At 25.5% G+C, this 16884-nt stretch carries 20 protein-coding genes; 16 read left to right on the forward strand and 4 right to left on the reverse strand.

Going from position 1 to position 16884, the window contains the following annotated elements; all coding sequences use genetic code 11:
• Window positions 1–16 precede the first annotated feature (16 nt).
• The 4 genes from rpsP (at window position 17) to trmD (ending at window position 1812) form a co-directional block, all read left to right on the forward strand.
• The gene (gene rpsP / locus E0D94_RS08135) at window positions 17–286 is read left to right on the forward strand and encodes a 30S ribosomal protein S16 (protein ID WP_130806909.1); all 270 of its coding nucleotides are present in this window, start codon (window positions 17–19) and stop codon (window positions 284–286) included.
• Between the two features lie 21 nt (window positions 287–307).
• Window positions 308–535: a KH domain-containing protein gene (locus E0D94_RS08140; RefSeq protein ID WP_130806911.1), complete on the forward strand. Its 228-nt coding sequence runs from the start codon at window positions 308–310 to the stop codon at window positions 533–535.
• A 66-nt stretch (window positions 536–601) separates the two neighbouring features.
• Window positions 602–1099, forward strand: coding sequence for a ribosome maturation factor RimM (rimM, locus tag E0D94_RS08145; RefSeq protein WP_130806913.1), 498 nt, complete (start codon window positions 602–604; stop codon window positions 1097–1099).
• Window positions 1096–1812: a tRNA (guanosine(37)-N1)-methyltransferase TrmD gene (trmD, locus tag E0D94_RS08150; protein ID WP_130806915.1), complete on the forward strand. Its 717-nt coding sequence runs from the start codon at window positions 1096–1098 to the stop codon at window positions 1810–1812. Before rimM ends, trmD begins: the two co-directional genes overlap by 4 nt.
• A gap of 32 nt (window positions 1813–1844) precedes the next feature.
• On the opposite strand, the gene dapA is transcribed toward trmD, so the two are convergent.
• On the reverse strand, window positions 1845–2717 hold the full coding sequence (gene dapA / locus E0D94_RS08155; RefSeq protein ID WP_130806917.1) for a 4-hydroxy-tetrahydrodipicolinate synthase: 873 nt from the start codon (window positions 2715–2717) through the stop codon (window positions 1845–1847).
• Between the two features lie 164 nt (window positions 2718–2881).
• On the opposite strand from dapA, the gene E0D94_RS08160 reads away from it, so the two are divergent.
• Together E0D94_RS08160 and E0D94_RS08165 are read left to right on the forward strand one after the other, a co-directional pair.
• Window positions 2882–3895 (forward strand): aspartate-semialdehyde dehydrogenase, encoded by a 1014-nt coding sequence (locus E0D94_RS08160; RefSeq protein WP_130806919.1) that lies wholly within the window; start codon window positions 2882–2884, stop codon window positions 3893–3895.
• A gap of 10 nt (window positions 3896–3905) precedes the next feature.
• The gene (locus E0D94_RS08165) at window positions 3906–4901 is read left to right on the forward strand and encodes an aspartate kinase (protein ID WP_130806921.1); all 996 of its coding nucleotides are present in this window, start codon (window positions 3906–3908) and stop codon (window positions 4899–4901) included.
• A 36-nt stretch (window positions 4902–4937) separates the two neighbouring features.
• On the opposite strand, the gene E0D94_RS08170 is transcribed toward E0D94_RS08165, so the two are convergent.
• Both E0D94_RS08170 and dpsA read right to left on the reverse strand, forming a co-directional pair.
• Window positions 4938–5516 carry a dipicolinate synthase subunit B gene (locus E0D94_RS08170; RefSeq protein ID WP_130806923.1) on the reverse strand — a complete coding sequence of 193 codons (579 nt, stop codon included), beginning with the start codon at window positions 5514–5516 and terminating at the stop codon, window positions 4938–4940.
• The gene (gene dpsA, locus E0D94_RS08175; RefSeq protein WP_130806926.1) at window positions 5517–6389 is read right to left on the reverse strand and encodes a dipicolinate synthase subunit DpsA; all 873 of its coding nucleotides are present in this window, start codon (window positions 6387–6389) and stop codon (window positions 5517–5519) included.
• Window positions 6390–6586: 197 nt separating this feature from the next.
• On the opposite strand from dpsA, the gene rplS reads away from it, so the two are divergent.
• From rplS to E0D94_RS08205, 6 genes are read left to right on the forward strand one after another with little or no spacing between them, the layout of a single operon-like run.
• Window positions 6587–6934 (forward strand): 50S ribosomal protein L19, encoded by a 348-nt coding sequence (rplS, locus tag E0D94_RS08180; RefSeq protein WP_130806929.1) that lies wholly within the window; start codon window positions 6587–6589, stop codon window positions 6932–6934.
• 60 nt (window positions 6935–6994) lie between these two features.
• Window positions 6995–7840 (forward strand): ribosome biogenesis GTPase YlqF, encoded by an 846-nt coding sequence (gene ylqF / locus E0D94_RS08185; RefSeq protein ID WP_130806931.1) that lies wholly within the window; start codon window positions 6995–6997, stop codon window positions 7838–7840.
• A 16-nt stretch (window positions 7841–7856) separates the two neighbouring features.
• On the forward strand, window positions 7857–8462 hold the full coding sequence (locus E0D94_RS08190) for a ribonuclease HII (protein ID WP_130806934.1): 606 nt from the start codon (window positions 7857–7859) through the stop codon (window positions 8460–8462).
• A 10-nt stretch (window positions 8463–8472) separates the two neighbouring features.
• Window positions 8473–9858 (forward strand): hypothetical protein, encoded by a 1386-nt coding sequence (locus E0D94_RS08195; RefSeq protein ID WP_130806936.1) that lies wholly within the window; start codon window positions 8473–8475, stop codon window positions 9856–9858.
• 3 nt (window positions 9859–9861) lie between these two features.
• The gene (locus E0D94_RS08200; protein ID WP_130806938.1) at window positions 9862–10140 is read left to right on the forward strand and encodes an EscU/YscU/HrcU family type III secretion system export apparatus switch protein; all 279 of its coding nucleotides are present in this window, start codon (window positions 9862–9864) and stop codon (window positions 10138–10140) included.
• Window positions 10127–10483: a YraN family protein gene (locus E0D94_RS08205; protein WP_130806940.1), complete on the forward strand. Its 357-nt coding sequence runs from the start codon at window positions 10127–10129 to the stop codon at window positions 10481–10483. The genes E0D94_RS08200 and E0D94_RS08205 overlap by 14 nt, the downstream gene beginning before the upstream one ends.
• Before the next feature lie 15 nt (window positions 10484–10498).
• Here E0D94_RS08205 and E0D94_RS08210 read toward each other — a convergent pair whose 3' ends face one another.
• Entirely contained in the window at window positions 10499–10924 is a 426-nt protein-coding gene (locus tag E0D94_RS08210) for a putative ABC transporter permease (protein WP_130806942.1), read from the reverse strand.
• A 167-nt stretch (window positions 10925–11091) separates the two neighbouring features.
• Between E0D94_RS08210 and E0D94_RS08215 the strand changes: the two genes are divergently transcribed.
• The 4 genes from E0D94_RS08215 to topA all read left to right on the forward strand — a co-directional run bounded on the left by E0D94_RS08215 (window position 11092) and on the right by topA (window position 16879).
• Window positions 11092–12003, forward strand: a complete 912-nt coding sequence (locus E0D94_RS08215) for a dihydrofolate reductase family protein (protein ID WP_130806944.1) — start codon at window positions 11092–11094, stop codon at window positions 12001–12003.
• A 135-nt stretch (window positions 12004–12138) separates the two neighbouring features.
• Window positions 12139–13671: a YifB family Mg chelatase-like AAA ATPase gene (locus E0D94_RS08220; protein ID WP_130806946.1), complete on the forward strand. Its 1533-nt coding sequence runs from the start codon at window positions 12139–12141 to the stop codon at window positions 13669–13671.
• A 34-nt stretch (window positions 13672–13705) separates the two neighbouring features.
• A complete protein-coding gene (gene dprA, locus E0D94_RS08225; RefSeq protein ID WP_207289678.1) occupies window positions 13706–14791 on the forward strand; it encodes a DNA-processing protein DprA in 1086 nt (361 codons plus the stop codon).
• 15 nt (window positions 14792–14806) lie between these two features.
• Window positions 14807–16879, forward strand: a complete 2073-nt coding sequence (topA, locus tag E0D94_RS08230; protein ID WP_130806951.1) for a type I DNA topoisomerase — start codon at window positions 14807–14809, stop codon at window positions 16877–16879.
• Window positions 16880–16884: the final 5 nt, after the last annotated feature.

Genomic DNA, 16884 nt, shown 5'->3' on the forward strand with positions numbered 1-16884 from the left:
AAAGGAGGTGAAATATATGTCAGTTAAAATAAGATTAAAAAGAATGGGAGCTAAAAAAAGACCTTTCTATAGAATTGTAGTTGCTGATTCTCGTTCTCCAAGAGATGGGAGATTTATTGAAGAAATTGGTTATTATAATCCTATTTCAGAACCTAAAGAAGTTAAAATAGATGATGAAAAAGCAGTTAAGTGGTTAAGTAATGGTGCGAGACCAACAGATACTGTAAATAGTCTTTTCAAAAACAATGGTGTTCTTGACAAGTTTGAAGAGTCCAAAAAAGCATAATAGCTTTTAGGGGGTGAAAAGGTGAAAGATTTAGTAGAAATGATTGCAAAATCACTTGTAGATGATCCAGATTCAGTAGAAGTAAATGAAGTTGAAGGATCACAATCAGTTATTATTGAAGTGAAGGTAGCCCCAGATGATATGGGCAAAATAATTGGAAAACAAGGTAGAATAGCTAAAGCTATAAGAACTGTTGTAAAAGCAGCTGCTATAAAAGAAAATAAAAGAGTAGTTGTAGAGATTATATAAAGGGATTAGTTTAACTAATCTCTTTTTTAAATAAATATATTTACTTCTGAAAGAGAGGTTAGAAGTATGAAAAATATAAAAGTTGGAAAAATTATTAATACTCATGGAATAAGAGGAGAATTAAAAGTTTTACCATTAACTGATGATCCTAAAAGGTTTAGTGATTTAAAAGAAATATATATTGATGATGATTCTTATTATATACAAAAAGTAGGCTATAAAAAGAACTTTCCTATAATAAAGCTAAAAGAGTATTCTAATATTAATGATGTTTTAAAATTTAAAGAGAAATATATATATATTTCTGAAGAAAATTTGGTTGATTTAGAAGAGGATAGTTATTTTATATTTCAAATAAAAGGTTTAAAAGTATTTACTTTAGAAGGGTTAGAAGTAGGTATTGTAAAAGATGTTTTAACACCTGGTGCAAATGATCTATATGTTGTGAAAAGTGAAAATAAGAATAAAGAATATCTTATACCAGCAGTAAAAGAATTTATCAAAGAAATTGATTTAGAAAATAAAAAGATTATTATAAATCCTATAGAGGGGTTATTGGAATGAAAATAGATGTATTAACTTTATTTCCAAATATGTTTACTTCTGTATTAGATGAGAGTATTATTGGAAGGGCTAAAGAAAACAATATAGTAGATATAAATTATATTGATATAAGATCTTTTTCTAAAAATAAACACAAAAAAGTAGATGATTATCCCTATGGTGGAGGCCCAGGTATGGTAATGAAACCAGAACCTATATATAGAGCTATTCAAAGTGTTAAAGAGGATAAGAGTAGAGTTATATATCTTTCTCCTAAAGGAAAGGTATTTAATCAAGGCTTAGCAAATGATTTTTCAAAAGAAGAACATTTAATCTTTTTATGTGGACATTATGAAGGTATAGATAATAGAATAATAGATAATTATGTGACTGATATAATTTCCATAGGGGATTATGTACTTACTGGTGGAGAGATACCAGCAATGGCAGTTATTGATTCCGTTGTAAGATTAATTCCTGGAGTATTAAATAGTGAAGAGTCATTTAAAGATGAATCTCATTATAATGGGTTATTAGAAGCACCTCAATATACTAGACCTAGAGAATTTAAAGGTAAGAAAGTACCAGATATCTTATTATCTGGTAATCATAAGAAAGTTGATGAGTGGAGAAGAAATGAATCTTTAAAGCTAACATATAAAAATAGACCTGATTTATTAGAAAAAATAAATTTATCAGAAAAAGAAAAAAACATAATAAAAAATAATGAATAAAATTTTATTCATTATTTTTTATTATGTTTTAATTATATTATATTTAAATTTTCAAGTTCTTGTTTTATAATTATTTCTTCATGCTCTCCTAAATTAGTTAATGGTAATCTTACTCCTCCTACATTAATACCTATCATATTTAATGCTGCTTTTACTGGAATAGGATTTGTTGTTATAAATAATTTTTTGAAAATATTTAACAGTTTTAAATGTATATTTTGTGATTTAATAACATCACCGTTAATAAAAGCGTTTATCATCTCATTCATTTCTTCTCCAACAATATGTGAAGAAACACTTACTACTCCATATGTCCCTACAGACATTGATGGAAGAAATGAAATATCATCTCCTGAATAAATTTTAAAATCTTCTGAAGTAATTTTTATTATTTCAGATATTTGATTTATATTTCCACTTGCCTCTTTTAAAGCAACTATATTATCAATTTCAGATAGTTTTTTTACTGTTTCAGGTAACATATTACAACCTGTTCTACCTGGTACATTATATAGCATTATAGGTAGATCAACTTCTGAAGATATTTTTTTAAAATGAGAATATAGTGACTCTTGATTTGGTTTATTATAATATGGAGTAACAATTAATAATCCATCTACTCCAGCATCTTTGGCTAGTTTGGCATTATAAATAGTTTTCTTAGTAGAATTTGTACCAACACCTGCTATAATTGGAACATTTACATTCTCTTTTATTTTTTCGTATAATTTAATCTTCTCTTCATCTGAAAGAGTTGGTGCTTCTCCTGTTGTACCTGTTATAACCAATGATGTATTTTCATCTTTAATTAATTTTTTAGCAAGCAATATTGCCATATCATAATTTACATTTAAATTTTCATCAAATGGTGTAACCATAGCTGTAATAAATCTTCCCCAATTCATTTAAAATCTCCTTTCAGTCCAGTATTTTAAATTGATAAAGAATCGATATATTATTTATTTTATGTATTAATTATAAATATGTTCTTATTTCAATAGTATTTAACCTTTTTACATAGAGTTGAATATTATATTAATATCTTGAGATTTAAAATAAGGAGGAAAAAATGAAAAAATTTAATGTAGCAATAGTGGGCGCCAGAGGAGCAGTAGGTAAGAAGGTTATGGAATTACTTGTAGAAAGAAACTTTCCTATAAATAAATTAAAATTATTAGGAAGCGAAAAAGGAACTGGAATTCAAATAAAGTTTAAAGATGAAAATTTAGTAACAGAAGAGGCCTGTAAAGGAGCATTTGAAGGTCTAGATATTGCATTTTTTTGCGTGGATAAGGAAATAAGTGAGAAATTAGCTCCTATAGCAATTGATGAAGGATGTATTGTTATTGATAATAGTAGTTGCTTTAGGATGAATAAAGAAGTACCATTAATTATTCCTGAAATTAATCCTCATGATATAGATTTTCATAAAGGAATAATAGCAAACCCAAATTGTTCTACAATACAGATGTTAGTTGCTTTAAAACCTATACATGATATCTATAATATTAAGCGTATAGTAGTTTCAACTTATCAATCTGTATCAGGTTCTGGAAAAAAAGCAATTGATGAATTAAATGACCAAGTAAAGGATTATATAGCTGGGAATAATATTTCTAATTCTATATATCCACATCAAATATCATTTAATGCTATACCTCATATAGATGATTTTATAGACAATGGATATACAAAAGAGGAAATGAAAATGGTTAATGAAACAAAAAAAATATTAGATGAAAATATTGAAGTTTCTGCAACTGCAGTTCGTATTCCTGTTATTAAAGGGCATTGTGAATCTATAAATATTCAAACTAAGAAAAAAATAGATCCAGAGTCTGTAAAAGAACTACTAAGTAAGTTTAAAGGAATTAAAGTTTTAGATGATCCTTTAAATAATTTGTATCCTATACCAATTACTGTAGAAGAAACAGATTATGTATATGTAGGAAGGATTAGAAAAGACTTTACTATTAAAAATGGACTTAACATTTGGGTAGTTTCAGATAACTTACGAAAAGGAGCAGCCCTTAATGCAATACAAATTGCGGAACTTCTAATAGACAGAATTCTAAAATATTAGGAGTGATTATATGAATATTATAGTGCAAAAATATGGAGGAACTTCACTTAAGGATATATATAGCAAAAAAAGCTTCTTATCCCATGTTAAAAAGTGTATTAGTAATAACAATAAATTAGTTATAGTAGTTTCAGCTATTGGTAGAAAAGGAGATCCATATGCTACAGATACACTTATTAATCAATTAGAAAAGATAAACAAAAATATTAATCCAAAAATAAAAGATTTAATTATGTCATGTGGTGAAATAATATCTGCTTCAATTATTAGTCATTTACTAGAAACTGAAAATATAGATTGTGAAGTGCTTACAGGTTATCAAGCAGGTATATTAACAGATAACAATTTTACAAAAAGTAAAATTATTGATATAGATACAACTAAAATTGAAAAATATTTAAATAAAAATAAAGTTGTAGTAGTAGCTGGATTTCAAGGTAAAACTAAAAACAATGAAATTGCAACCTTAGGAAGAGGTGGAAGCGATACTACTGCTGTATCTTTAGGAGCTTATTTAAATGCTAAAAGAGTTGATATATTTACTGATGTAGATGGAGTAGCTTTTATAGATCCTAATCTGATAAAAAACACAAAATATATTGAAAAAATATCATATAACAATATGTATAAACTAGCATCTAATGGTGCTTGTGTAGTTCATCCTAGAGCAGTTATGATAGGTGAAAAATACAATATTCCTATTAGAGTTTGTTCAATTTTTTCAAATAATTTAGGTACACTTATTACTAATTACAATGATAATAAGATGAAAAAAGTCATAGGTATTGCTGTAAGAAATGAAGATAATAAAAACTTTATATCTATATTATTCAATGAAGAATATAAGGAAGAAATAACTAGAAATATATGTGATTATTTAAATAATAATAAGGTAGACAAAGAAGAGTTACAAGTTATATGTGATAATGAAAAAATAACTTTTATAGTTGAAAATAAAAATAAAGATTATCATATTAATAATCTTTATAAAATATTTGCAACATAAAAAAGAATCTATTAATAGATTCTTTTTTAAAATTTTTTATAATAAAATAGGCTGTATTTGATTACCTTTTAATGCTTCTTGAATAGTAGGTATAATCTTATCAAAATGTGATACTAATGATTTAGGTTTTTTTAGAGGGGCATCTTGACTAAATGGAACAAAGTATATATTTTTAGTATTCATTAGAAGCCCAATGTTCTTAAGATTAGCTCCTAATCCATCATTTGTAGCTATAGATAGTACTACAGGTTTATTATTTCTTAAATGTGCTTTTACAGCCATTGTAACAGAAGTATCAGTTATTGCATTAGCAATTTTTGCTGCTGTATTCCCTGTAGCTGGTGCAACAATTAATAAATCTAAATCTAGTTTTGGTCCTACTGGTTCTGCCTCCACTATATTTTTTATAATTTCCTTACCTGTAATATTTATAAGTCTTTCTTTCCATTCTTTTGAAGTACCAAACCTTGTATCATAAATATCAACTGAATTTGAAATAATTGGGTATATATCTGCTCCTTCTTCTGATAATTTTTTTATTTGTGGAAATACATATTGAAAATTACAAAAAGATCCTGTGATTGCAAAACCTATCTTTTTATTTTTTAATAACATTTAGAAATCCTCCATTTCAGAAATAATATTGTAAATAGTATCATGTATAATCTTTCCTGCAGTAGTTGGAGCCACTTTTCCAGGTATTCCTAAAGCCCACTTAACATTTAAATCTAACTCTTTAGCTTTTTCAAAATCTATACCACCTGGATAGGATGCAATATCAATGATTAAAGTATTTTTATTTAATTTAATTAATTGATTTTCTTTTAATATAGTATTAGGAATAGTATTAAATATAATATCTATATTTGATAGATTTTCATTTAAGTTTTTAATATCTATAGCATTGTAACCATTTGCATTAATCCAAGCTATATCAGATTTATTACGTGTAACTACATTTGTATTGGCTCCAAAACTATATAGGATTTTAGATAATATTTTACCTATTCTACCGTAACCTAATATTAGCGTATTAGAATTATGTATAGTTATAGGTAAGTTATTAATAGCAATAGCAATAGCGCCTTCAGTAGTTGGAATTGCATTCAGTATTTTTAGCTCTTCTCTATCAAAATAATCAACAATATTTATATTTTTAGTTTTACATTCTTTAATAAATTCACTATTAAATTTTCCTCCAAATAATATTTGTTTTTTGTCTATAAGTTTTAATAGGGAGTTAATTTCAATTTTTTCACTTGAAAAAGGTGAATAAATATACTTGTTCTCTTTATGAAAAGGTAAAGGACAAATTATTATATCTGATTCTTTTATAGCTTCTTCTAATGTTTTACTTTCTTTTATATCTAGCTTTTTATCATATTTATCAAACCCGTAAATTTTAACTGTATTTTTTTTACTAATTAATTTGATTAATTCTATACTTCTTTTATCTCCACCTATTATAGAAATATTTTTATTAAACATTAATATACCTCCAAAAAACTTTTTTACAGTTCTATACATAATATGTATTAAAAGATATTAAAGTGTATGATATATTTAAATCAGAAATAAAAAATAAGTTGTAATATGTTTTATATTATGCTATAATAACATGGGTAACACGGACGGTCCTCTATTAATTTTAATATGAACGTCTAGGAAGAAGGGAGGTTATATAAATGGAAATTATTAAAAGAATCGAACAAGAACAAGTTAATAATGAATTACCTAAATTTAATTCTGGAGATACAGTACAAGTACATTACAAAATTAAAGAAGGTAATAGAGAAAGAGTTCAGGTTTTTGAAGGTACTGTAATAAAGAGACAAGGCGGAAGTAATAGAGAAACTTTTACTGTAAGAAGAATTTCTTATGGTGTAGGTGTAGAAAGAACTTTCCCATTACATTCACCTAAGATTGACAAATTAGTAGTGACTAGAAGAGGTAAGGTAAGAAGATCTAAGTTATATTACTTAAGAGAAAGAACTGGTAAGAGAGCAAAAGTAAAAGAAAAAAGAAATTATTAATAGATTATGGGACTGGAAACAGTCCCATTATTTAATATAAATAATTATTGGGGTGTTTTGATGAATATAAATTGGTTTCCAGGACATATGAAAAAAACAAGAGAATTAATACAAACGAATTTGAAACTAGTAGATGTAGTATATGAAATCATAGATTCTAGAATACCATTGAGTAGTAGAAATCCTGAAATAGATAAATTAATTGGTGATAAACCTAGAATTGTGGTAATGAATAAATCGGATCTTAGTGATGCTAATATAAATAAAGAGTGGATAAATTATTTCAAGAAGAAGGGTATAAATACTTTATTAATAGATGCTATAAAAAATAAAGGTATTTCGGAACTTGTAAAACAGACAGAAATTGTTATAAAAGAAAAAAAAGAAAGACAATTAGATAGAGGTATTAAAAATAAACCTATAAGAGCTATGATAGTTGGTGTACCAAATGTAGGTAAGTCAACATTAATAAACTCTTTATCTCGTAGAAAAAGTGCTAAGACTGGAGATAAACCAGGTGTAACGAAAGGTAAACAATGGATTAAATTAAAAGGGAATATTCAATTATTAGATACTCCTGGAATATTATGGCCTAAATTTGAAGATCAAGAAGTTGCAAAAAATTTGGCATTTACTGGTGCTATTAAAGATGAAATAATGGATATAGAGACATTAGCTTTAAACTTAGTAGAAAAATTAATTAAAATAGCTCCATTTAAATTAGAAAAAAGATATGATATAGAGACAAAAGAAAAGTCTCCCCTTGGAGTTATGGAAGAAATAGCTCTAAAAAGAGGTGCAATATTAAAAGGAGCAGAAATTGATTATACTAGAGTAGCTAATATAATATTAGATGAATTTAGAAGTGGTACAATAGGGAATATTACACTCGAAAGACCAAGTTAATGATTGGAGTGTTTATATGTTAAAAATAGAAACAGAAATATGGAATGAAGGTTATGAATATATAGCTTGTATTGATGAAGTTGGAAGGGGATGTCTTGCAGGTGATGTAGTAGCATGTGCTGTAATAATGCCTAGAGACTTAATTATAGAAGGAGTAAAGGATTCTAAAAAGGTTACTCCTAAAAATAGAGAGAAATTATATGACATAATACATGAAAATGCAATTGCAGTAGGAATTGGTGCAGTAGATAATGAGACAATAGATAAAATAAATATTAAAAAAAGTACTCATTTGGCTATGAAAAAGGCTATAGAAAATTTAAAGACAAAAGATGGTAACTATATAAAGCCCCATATGTTACTTATAGATGCAGAAAAACTTGATATAGATATTGAACAAAGAAGTATTATAAAAGGAGATTCCAAATGTCATGGTATTGCTGCAGCATCTATTATTGCTAAAGTATATAGAGACAGAATATTAATTGATTTAGCTAATAAATATTCTGGTTATGCATTTGAAAAAAATAAGGGCTATGGGACAAAAGAGCATAGAGAGGCTTTGAAAAAAATAGGTCCTACTCCTATCCATAGAATGACTTTTTTAAAAAATATTTTATGATGGTGATTATATGAAAATCAGTGATTTATATTCAGTAGTTAATCAAACTATAAATAATTTAAATAAAGATATACTTATTAAAAACTCTATAATTAATGCTAAGCTTGTAGAAAAGTTAGATAATAGCTTGGTTTTGAAATTGGCAAATGGCGAACTTATAAAAGCTAAGACTGAAATACCATTAGATGTAAAAACTGGCCAAAATATGAATTTTATAGTGGGAGAAAAAGTGGGTGAAACAACATATTTAAAGCCTATTTTAAATAATGGGGAAAAAAGTTCAGATAGTTTAATAGATAAAATTTTAAACGAATATAACTTATCAAAAAATAATAATAATACAACATTAGTAAAAGGAATTATAAATCTGGATATGAACATAAATAAAGAGACTATAATGTATATATCTAAAAATATAAATTCATTAGAAATATTATCTAAAAATATAAAAGAAAATTCTTTTAATGAATCTTTAAATATTTTGGATATAAATGATATATCAAAGCAAGATTTAGTTAGTTTAATTAATGGAAACTTTAAATTATCTAATGATGAAAAATATATTTTAAAAAACTTTTTTTATGATAATCAAGTGGAAGATAATAAATTAAATATAAAAGAAAATACAATTAAATCCATATTATTTTTAATTAAAAATAATATGGATTTAAATATAAAGAATTTAAAACTTACTATGGACATAATTGAAGGTAAAAATTTTTTATCAAATAATATTATGGAGATAAAAAACGCCATTAAAGATTATCCTGAATTTAAAAACATTGACAAAAATATAGAAGATATACTAAATATAGAACAAAAGTTTAAAATTGATAAATTTAATAATATAATAAAAAAAGATATAAATCAAAATGTAGATAGAGATATTATAAAAGATTATTATAATGAAATATCAAAAGTAATAAAGGAATTATCCACAAAAACAAAAGAAAATGAAAATTTAACCAATAAAATAAATGATGCAAATGAAGAACTTAAGTTTTTAAAAGAAATAAACAAAAATATGACCCTTTTATATATGCCTATTAATATTAAAAATAAAGATATTTTAGATAAAATTTATATGTTTAATAAAAATAAAGGTAAATTAAATAAAGATAAAATTAAAATATATTTATCTTTAAATACAGTTCATTTAGAAAAGTTAGATATAATTTATGAAGTTGTAAATGGTAAAAATATCATTAATTTTAATTGTAATAATAAAGAAGTTGCCGATTATATAAATGAAAATAAAAATATATTAGATACATATTTAGATTCTATAAAAATAAAAAATAAAATTATAAAAGTAAATATTCAAAAAGAAGGAGTTCATTTTGAGCCATTAGAAGATTTGGATTTTAATAATTATATTTTTGATGCTAGGGTGTGAAAAATGGAAAAAAGAAATGTAGCTATAGCAATTAAATATAGAACAGATGTAGATAAAGCGCCAAGAATTATTGCAAAAGGTAAAGGCGTTGTAGCAACAAATATAATTTCACAGGCAGAGAAATCAGATGTACATATAAATAAAGATGATAATTTAGCTAATAAGCTTTATAACTTAGAAATAGGTAGTGAAATACCTGTAGAGTTTTATGAAGCTATAGCGAGCATTTTGGCGTTTGTATATGAAATTGATGAAAAGAAGGGTAAAAATGAAAAAACATAATAAAATTAAAGGGAATATTGGGGAAGAAAAAGCAATTAAATATCTTATAAATAAAAACTACAAAATTTTAGAAAAAAATTTTACTACAAAAATAGGTGAAATAGATATAATCGCAAAGGATAATGATATAGTAGTTTTTATAGAAGTTAAATCTAGATTAAATTCAAAATATGGAAGTCCTTATGAAGCGGTTAATTTTAAAAAGCAAAGAAAAATAATAAATACTGCAAAGTTATATAGCAAGTATAATAAATTGTATGATACTCAATTTAGATTTGATATATTAGAATACTATATAAATGAAAATAAAATAAATCATATAATAAATGCTTTTTGGACTTAAAATGACTTTTTAATGTTAATCTGGAGTCATTTTAAGTCGAAATATAAAAGCATCTAAAAAATCATGTATTCTTTCAAAAATTAAACCTAACACAAACCAATATGGTATATAATCAAGTCTTATTACTCCCATAACTTGATAAGGTGAACTTCCTGTATAATCCCATGGGCATATACCTATTAGTTTTTTCAGCAAGATTCCAGTTATAAATTCTATAGATAATATTAAAACTACCCATATACCTCCTCTTAAAATAAAATTTTTATCTCTTATTAAATCATGTATTTTTTCTAGCAGAGCTCCCCAACCATATATAAAAATCATCCAAATATAAGTATGACCCATGAGAGTATAGTCACTAGATATAAATGAATGAATACCTGTAAAAAAAATTTCTACTAATAATCCTAAAAATCCATATATAAAAAATTTTATTATCATACTTTTATTCTTTGTGTATTTATATATAATATACGATACAAGTATTTCAATAATATTTATAAATTACATATTAAAAATTGTCTAAAAATCAATATAAATAGCTAAATTTGACTATTTCCTCGGCAATTATTATAATTTAAGTAATACAATAATTAGGATGTGATCATGTGAAACTTAAAAGAATAAAATTTCCAAAAGAAAGCATAAAATTAAACAGAATATTTTCAATAAATAATTATCCATTAAATAAAAGTACTCATGAATATATAGAAGAAATATATGGTGATTTTGATATTCCTTCTATAGATAAATTACCATATTTATATGGAAGTTTAATTATGACATTAGATGGTAAGATAGGTTTTGAAGATCAAACTAAAAGTAATGAAATTTCTAAAGGAAATTTTTTAGATCCAAATGGAGGATTAGCTGATTTATGGGTATTAAATTTACTTAGAACTTATAGTGATGGTATTATTTTTGGAAGTAAAACTTTAGAAGTTGAAACAAATATAACAGGTCATATATATGATGAAAAATTAGAAGATATAAGAATGGAAAGGTTAAATGAAGATAAAAAAATACCTTGGAATATAATAGTAAGTAGAAGTGGTAAAATGAATCTAAACCATAAGATAATAAAAGAAGAAGATATTCCTACAATTATATTAACTACAAAAGAAGGATATAAATATATTTCACAAAAAATAAAAAATCAAATAGAAGAAATTGACATTAATAATTATAATGATAAATTAAAAAACAATAAAAAAATCAAAGTATTATATGAAGAAAATACTAATGAATTTAATATTTATAATATGTTAAAAAAATTAAAAGAGGTAGGATTAGATAAAATATTAGTAGAATCACCTGGATTTATTTCAGTATTATTAAAAGAAAAACTATTAAATGAAATGTTTATAAATTATTCTGGTCTATATTCTGGAGGAAATTTAATTTTAAATAAAAATCCATACTCTAAAAATGATTATCCAGGAGTTGATATTCTATCTATACATATACATCAAAATAATTTCTTATATATGAGGCAAAAATTAATTTATAAAAAAATGTAGTTAACTACATTTTTTTACTCTTTATAATCATAACTAACCTTATCATAATTGATATAACGAAATTTAAAAATAAAAAAAGGAATTTTTAAGAGTTTATTGAATTATAGATGTATATGATTAAAAGGAGAATTGAAAATGCTATCAAAAACAAAAACATGTGTACTTCAAGGATTAAATGGAAATATTGTAGAAGTTGAAACAGATTTATCAAATGGAATGCCAAGTTTTAATATTGTAGGATTACCAGATGCATCTATAAAAGAATCTAAAGATAGAGTAAGAACTGCTATAAATAATAGTGGGTTTAAGTTTCCTCTAAGTAGAATTACAATAAATTTATCCCCTGCAAATACAAAAAAAGAAGGTTCACAAATGGATTTAGCTATAGCTTCAGGAATATTAAAATGCATGGGTATTATAAATGAAGATGATTTATCTAATACATGTTTTATTGGTGAATTAGCATTAGATGGAGAAATAACTAAAATTGATGGAGCTTTACCAATGGTTATTTCGCTTATTTCTCTTGGAATAAAAAAGGCAATTATACCATTTGATAATAAAGAAGAATGTGGTGTGGTAAAAGGTATAGATATAATACCTATTAAAAACTTAAAACAATTAGTTAATTATTTAAATGAATTAGAAAACATTAAACCTTGGAAAACTACTAAAATAAATGATAGAAAAAAAGAAAAAATATTTTATGACTTTAAAGATATTAAAGGACAAGAAACATTAAAAAGAGCTATGGAGGTTGCAGCTGCAGGAGGACATAATATATTAATTATTGGCCCTCCTGGATCTGGAAAGACAATGATTGCCAAAAGACTTCCAACAATTTTACCTAAAATGTCTTTTAAAGAAGCACTAGAAGTGACTAAAATTTATAGCATAGCAGGTTTAGAAAAGTGTATTGGACTTATAGATAAAAGACCATTTAGATCTCCTCATCATACTATATCAAGAGTTTCCTTAGTGGGTGGGGGAAGAATACCTTCACCAGGGGAAGTTTCTTTAGCACATTATGGTGTATTATTTTTAGACGAACTACCTGAATTTGGAAAATCTGTATTAGAAGTATTGCGTCAGCCTATGGAAGATAATGTAGTGACAATATCTAGAGTGAATGGCACTTATACATATCCATCAAATTTCATGCTTGTTGCAAGTATGAATCCCTGTCCTTGTGGCTACTATGGTGATCCTTTACATGAATGTAGTTGTAATCCACGTGATATAGATAGATACTTAAAAAAAATTAGTGGACCTTTACTGGATAGAATAGATATACATATAGAAGTTAGTCCTGTAAAATTTGATGATTTAAGAGAAAGAAGTATTAGTTCTGAATCCTCTGATGAAATTTTAAAAAGGGTAAATAAATGTAGAAACAAACAAATAGAAAGATACTCAGAACAAGATATTTATTCTAATTCAGAACTTGAAGGAAGAAATATAAATAAATATTGTCAAATCAACAAAGATGCACAAGATATATTGAAAACAGCATTTGATAAATTAGGTTTTAGTGCTAGAGGATATAATAAAATATTGAAAGTTGCTAGGACTATTGCAGATTTAGAAAATACTGAAAAAATTGAAAGTACACATATACTTGAGGCTATTCAATATAGAAGTATGGATAGAAAATATTTTTCAATTTAATTATGAAGAATAAATTTAAATTTGGGGGATAAATATGACTAATAGAGATATATTAATATGGCTTAATAGTATCAGTGGTATAGGAAATAAAACTATAAATAAACTATATAATTATTTTGAAAACTTGACAGATTTATGGAACTTAAGTAATAATGATATAATGAAATTAAGTTTTTTAAAGAGTAATGTTAAAAATAATATAATTAAATTTAAAAATTCAATTTATTATGATGATATTATTAATAAAGCTAATAATAATAATATAAAAATTATAACAATATTAGATAATGAATATCCATTAAAATTGAAGAATATTTATGATCCACCAAATGTATTATATTGTAAGGGAAATATTAAATTATTAAATAAGCTTTCTATAGCAGTAGTTGGCTCTAGAAAAGCTACGTATTACGGAAAATGGGTTGCAGAAAAGTTATCAAAGGAACTTTGTGAATATAGTATTTGTATAGTAAGTGGTATGGCTCTTGGTATTGATGCAATAGCTCATAAAGCTGCTATTGATAAAAATGGTAGTACAATAGCAGTATTAGGTTCTGGAGTAGATAAAGCATATCCTAAAACAAATACTATGCTATATGATAATATTTGTGAAAAAGGTCTTGTAATATCAGAATTTCCCATAGGAATGAAACCAGTTGCAGGAAATTTTCCACTTAGAAATAGAATAATAAGTGGATTGTCTAGTGGAATATTAGTAATAGAAGCAAAGGAGACAAGTGGTTCATTAATAACAGCTTATCATGCATTAGATCAAGGTAAAGATGTTTTTGCAGTTCCTGGAAATATAAATAGCATATATAGTAAAGGAACAAATCTTTTAATAAAAGATGGTGCAAAAATAATTACATGTGTAGAAGATATTTTGGAAGAAATAATTGAAATTAATTCTATATCCAAATCTAAAAAAGTGAATTATGATAATTTAAGTGACAAAGAAATAACAGTTTTGAAGTCTGTAGAAAATGGACCTATTCATTCTGATATGATAGCATATAATACTGAGATAAATATAATAGAACTTACAAGTATACTTACAATACTAGAGATGAAAAATAAAATAAAGGCTTTACCAGGTAAAATATTTACAGTAGTTAATTAATCGGAGGCGAGTATTTTGGGAAAGACATTAGTGATAGTTGAGTCGCCTGCAAAGGCTAAAACTATAGGAAAATTTTTAGGAAGAAAATATAAAATTAAAGCATCGGTAGGTCACGTTATTGATTTGCCAAAAAGTAAATTGGGAATAGATATTGAAAATGATTTTGAACCAAGATATATAACGATAAGGGGAAAAGGACCTATACTTAGTGAACTAAAAAAAGAGGCTAAAAAGGCAGATAAAGTATATCTTGCTACTGACCCTGATAGAGAAGGGGAAGCTATCTCTTGGCATTTAGCTAAAGCACTTAAATTAGATGACAAGGAAAAGAATAGAATTGAGTTTAATGAAATAACTAAAAACACAATAAAAAATGCAATTAAAAATCCTAGAAGTATTGATATGGATTTAGTAGATGCACAACAAGCTAGAAGAGTTTTAGATAGATTAGTTGGTTATAAAATTAGCCCTTTACTTTGGAAAAAAGTAAGAAAAGGGCTAAGTGCAGGTAGAGTTCAGTCTGTTGCTACTAAGTTAATAGTGGACAGAGAAAGAGAAATTGATAAATTTAAACCGGAAGAATATTGGAGCATTGAATTTATATTACTTAAAGATAAAAAAGAGTTTGAATCATCATTAAATGGAAAAGTAATAGATGGCAAGTTAGAAAAAATTAAAATTTCTAATAAAGAAGAATCTGAAGTTATAATTAATGAAATTTCTAACTCAAGTTTGATAGTAGAGAATGTTAAAAAAGGTAAAAAGAAAAGAAAACCATATCCTTCTTATACTACTAGTAGTCTTCAACAAGATGCATCTAATCGTTTAGGTTTTTCTACTAAGAAAACAATGAAGTTAGCACAAGATTTATATCAGGGTATTGATATAAAAGGAGAAGGAACTGTAGGACTTGTGACATATATAAGAACAGATTCTACTAGGATATCTAGTGAAGCTAGAAACAAAGTTGGAAGCTATATATTAAATAGTTTTGGAGATAAGTATTTATCTAAAAATAAAAATTCTAAAGGTAAAAAAAATATACAAGATGCACATGAAGCAATAAGACCAACAGATGTATTTAAGACTCCTGAAAAAATAAAAGATTCTTTAAGTAAAGATCAATACAAGTTATATAATTTGATATGGCAAAGATTTGTAGCTAGTCAAATGTCAAGTGCAGTATATGACACTTTAACTATAGATATAAAGGCTTCTGACTATAGACTAAGGACTAGTGGTTCTCAAATAAGTTTTGATGGATTTATGAAAGTATATCCTATAAAAAGTAAAGATAAAAATATTAATATACCTGATATGAAAGCAGGAGACATATTAGATATAAAAGATGTTTTGCCAAAACAACATTTTACTCAGCCTCCTGCTAGGTTTACAGAAGCTAGTTTAGTTAAAACTATGGAAGAATTAGGAATAGGAAGACCAGCTACTTATTCACCAACTATAAGCACTATATTAAGTAGAGGATATGTTTTAATTGAAAACAAATCTTTTAAACCTACTGAATTAGGATTTATCGTAACTGATTTATTAATAGAGTATTTTAAAAATATAATAAATGAAGAATTTACAGCAGAAATGGAAAATAAGTTAGATAAAGTTGAAGAAGGTAAAATTATTTGGAAAAATGTAATTTCAGATTTTTATGATGATTTTAAAGGTGTATTGAAAATAGCAGAAGATGAAATAGAAGAAATTGATATGGATGAAGAAACTGATATTGAATGTGAAAAATGTGGAAGAAATATGGTGATTAAGCATGGTAGATATGGAAGATTTCTTGCTTGTCCTGGTTACCCAGACTGTAAAAATACGAAACCAATACTTAATAAATTAAATATTGATTGTCCTAAATGTGAAGATGGTGAAATTATAGAAAGAAAATCTAAAAAAGGAAGAAAATTTTATGGATGTACTAATTATCCTGAATGTGATTTTGTTTCTTGGGATATGCCAATAAATGAAAAATGTCCTGAATGTGATAATATTCTTACTAAAAAGACAACTAAAAAAGGAACTACTATAAAATGTATAGAATGTGATTACAAGAAAACCCAAAAAAATAAATAGGCAGG

This window comes from Senegalia massiliensis, from assembly GCF_900626135.1.
Classification (GTDB): domain Bacteria; phylum Bacillota; class Clostridia; order Tissierellales; family SIT17; genus Anaeromonas; species Anaeromonas massiliensis.

Coding starts and splice junctions, on each gene's coding strand:
- rpsP (WP_130806909.1), top strand. CDS start 17: ATGTCAGTTAAAATAAGATTAAAAAGAATGGGAGCTAAAAAAAGACCT.
- rimM (WP_130806913.1), top strand. CDS start 602: ATGAAAAATATAAAAGTTGGAAAAATTATTAATACTCATGGAATAAGA.
- trmD (WP_130806915.1), top strand. CDS start 1,096: ATGAAAATAGATGTATTAACTTTATTTCCAAATATGTTTACTTCTGTA.
- dapA (WP_130806917.1), bottom strand. CDS start 2,717: ATGAATTGGGGAAGATTTATTACAGCTATGGTTACACCATTTGATGAA.
- E0D94_RS08160 (WP_130806919.1), top strand. CDS start 2,882: ATGAAAAAATTTAATGTAGCAATAGTGGGCGCCAGAGGAGCAGTAGGT.
- E0D94_RS08165 (WP_130806921.1), top strand. CDS start 3,906: ATGAATATTATAGTGCAAAAATATGGAGGAACTTCACTTAAGGATATA.
- E0D94_RS08170 (WP_130806923.1), bottom strand. CDS start 5,516: ATGTTATTAAAAAATAAAAAGATAGGTTTTGCAATCACAGGATCTTTT.
- dpsA (WP_130806926.1), bottom strand. CDS start 6,389: ATGTTTAATAAAAATATTTCTATAATAGGTGGAGATAAAAGAAGTATA.
- rplS (WP_130806929.1), top strand. CDS start 6,587: ATGGAAATTATTAAAAGAATCGAACAAGAACAAGTTAATAATGAATTA.
- ylqF (WP_130806931.1), top strand. CDS start 6,995: ATGAATATAAATTGGTTTCCAGGACATATGAAAAAAACAAGAGAATTA.
- E0D94_RS08190 (WP_130806934.1), top strand. CDS start 7,857: ATGTTAAAAATAGAAACAGAAATATGGAATGAAGGTTATGAATATATA.
- E0D94_RS08195 (WP_130806936.1), top strand. CDS start 8,473: ATGAAAATCAGTGATTTATATTCAGTAGTTAATCAAACTATAAATAAT.
- E0D94_RS08200 (WP_130806938.1), top strand. CDS start 9,862: ATGGAAAAAAGAAATGTAGCTATAGCAATTAAATATAGAACAGATGTA.
- E0D94_RS08205 (WP_130806940.1), top strand. CDS start 10,127: ATGAAAAAACATAATAAAATTAAAGGGAATATTGGGGAAGAAAAAGCA.
- E0D94_RS08210 (WP_130806942.1), bottom strand. CDS start 10,924: ATGATAATAAAATTTTTTATATATGGATTTTTAGGATTATTAGTAGAA.
- E0D94_RS08220 (WP_130806946.1), top strand. CDS start 12,139: ATGCTATCAAAAACAAAAACATGTGTACTTCAAGGATTAAATGGAAAT.
- dprA (WP_207289678.1), top strand. CDS start 13,706: ATGACTAATAGAGATATATTAATATGGCTTAATAGTATCAGTGGTATA.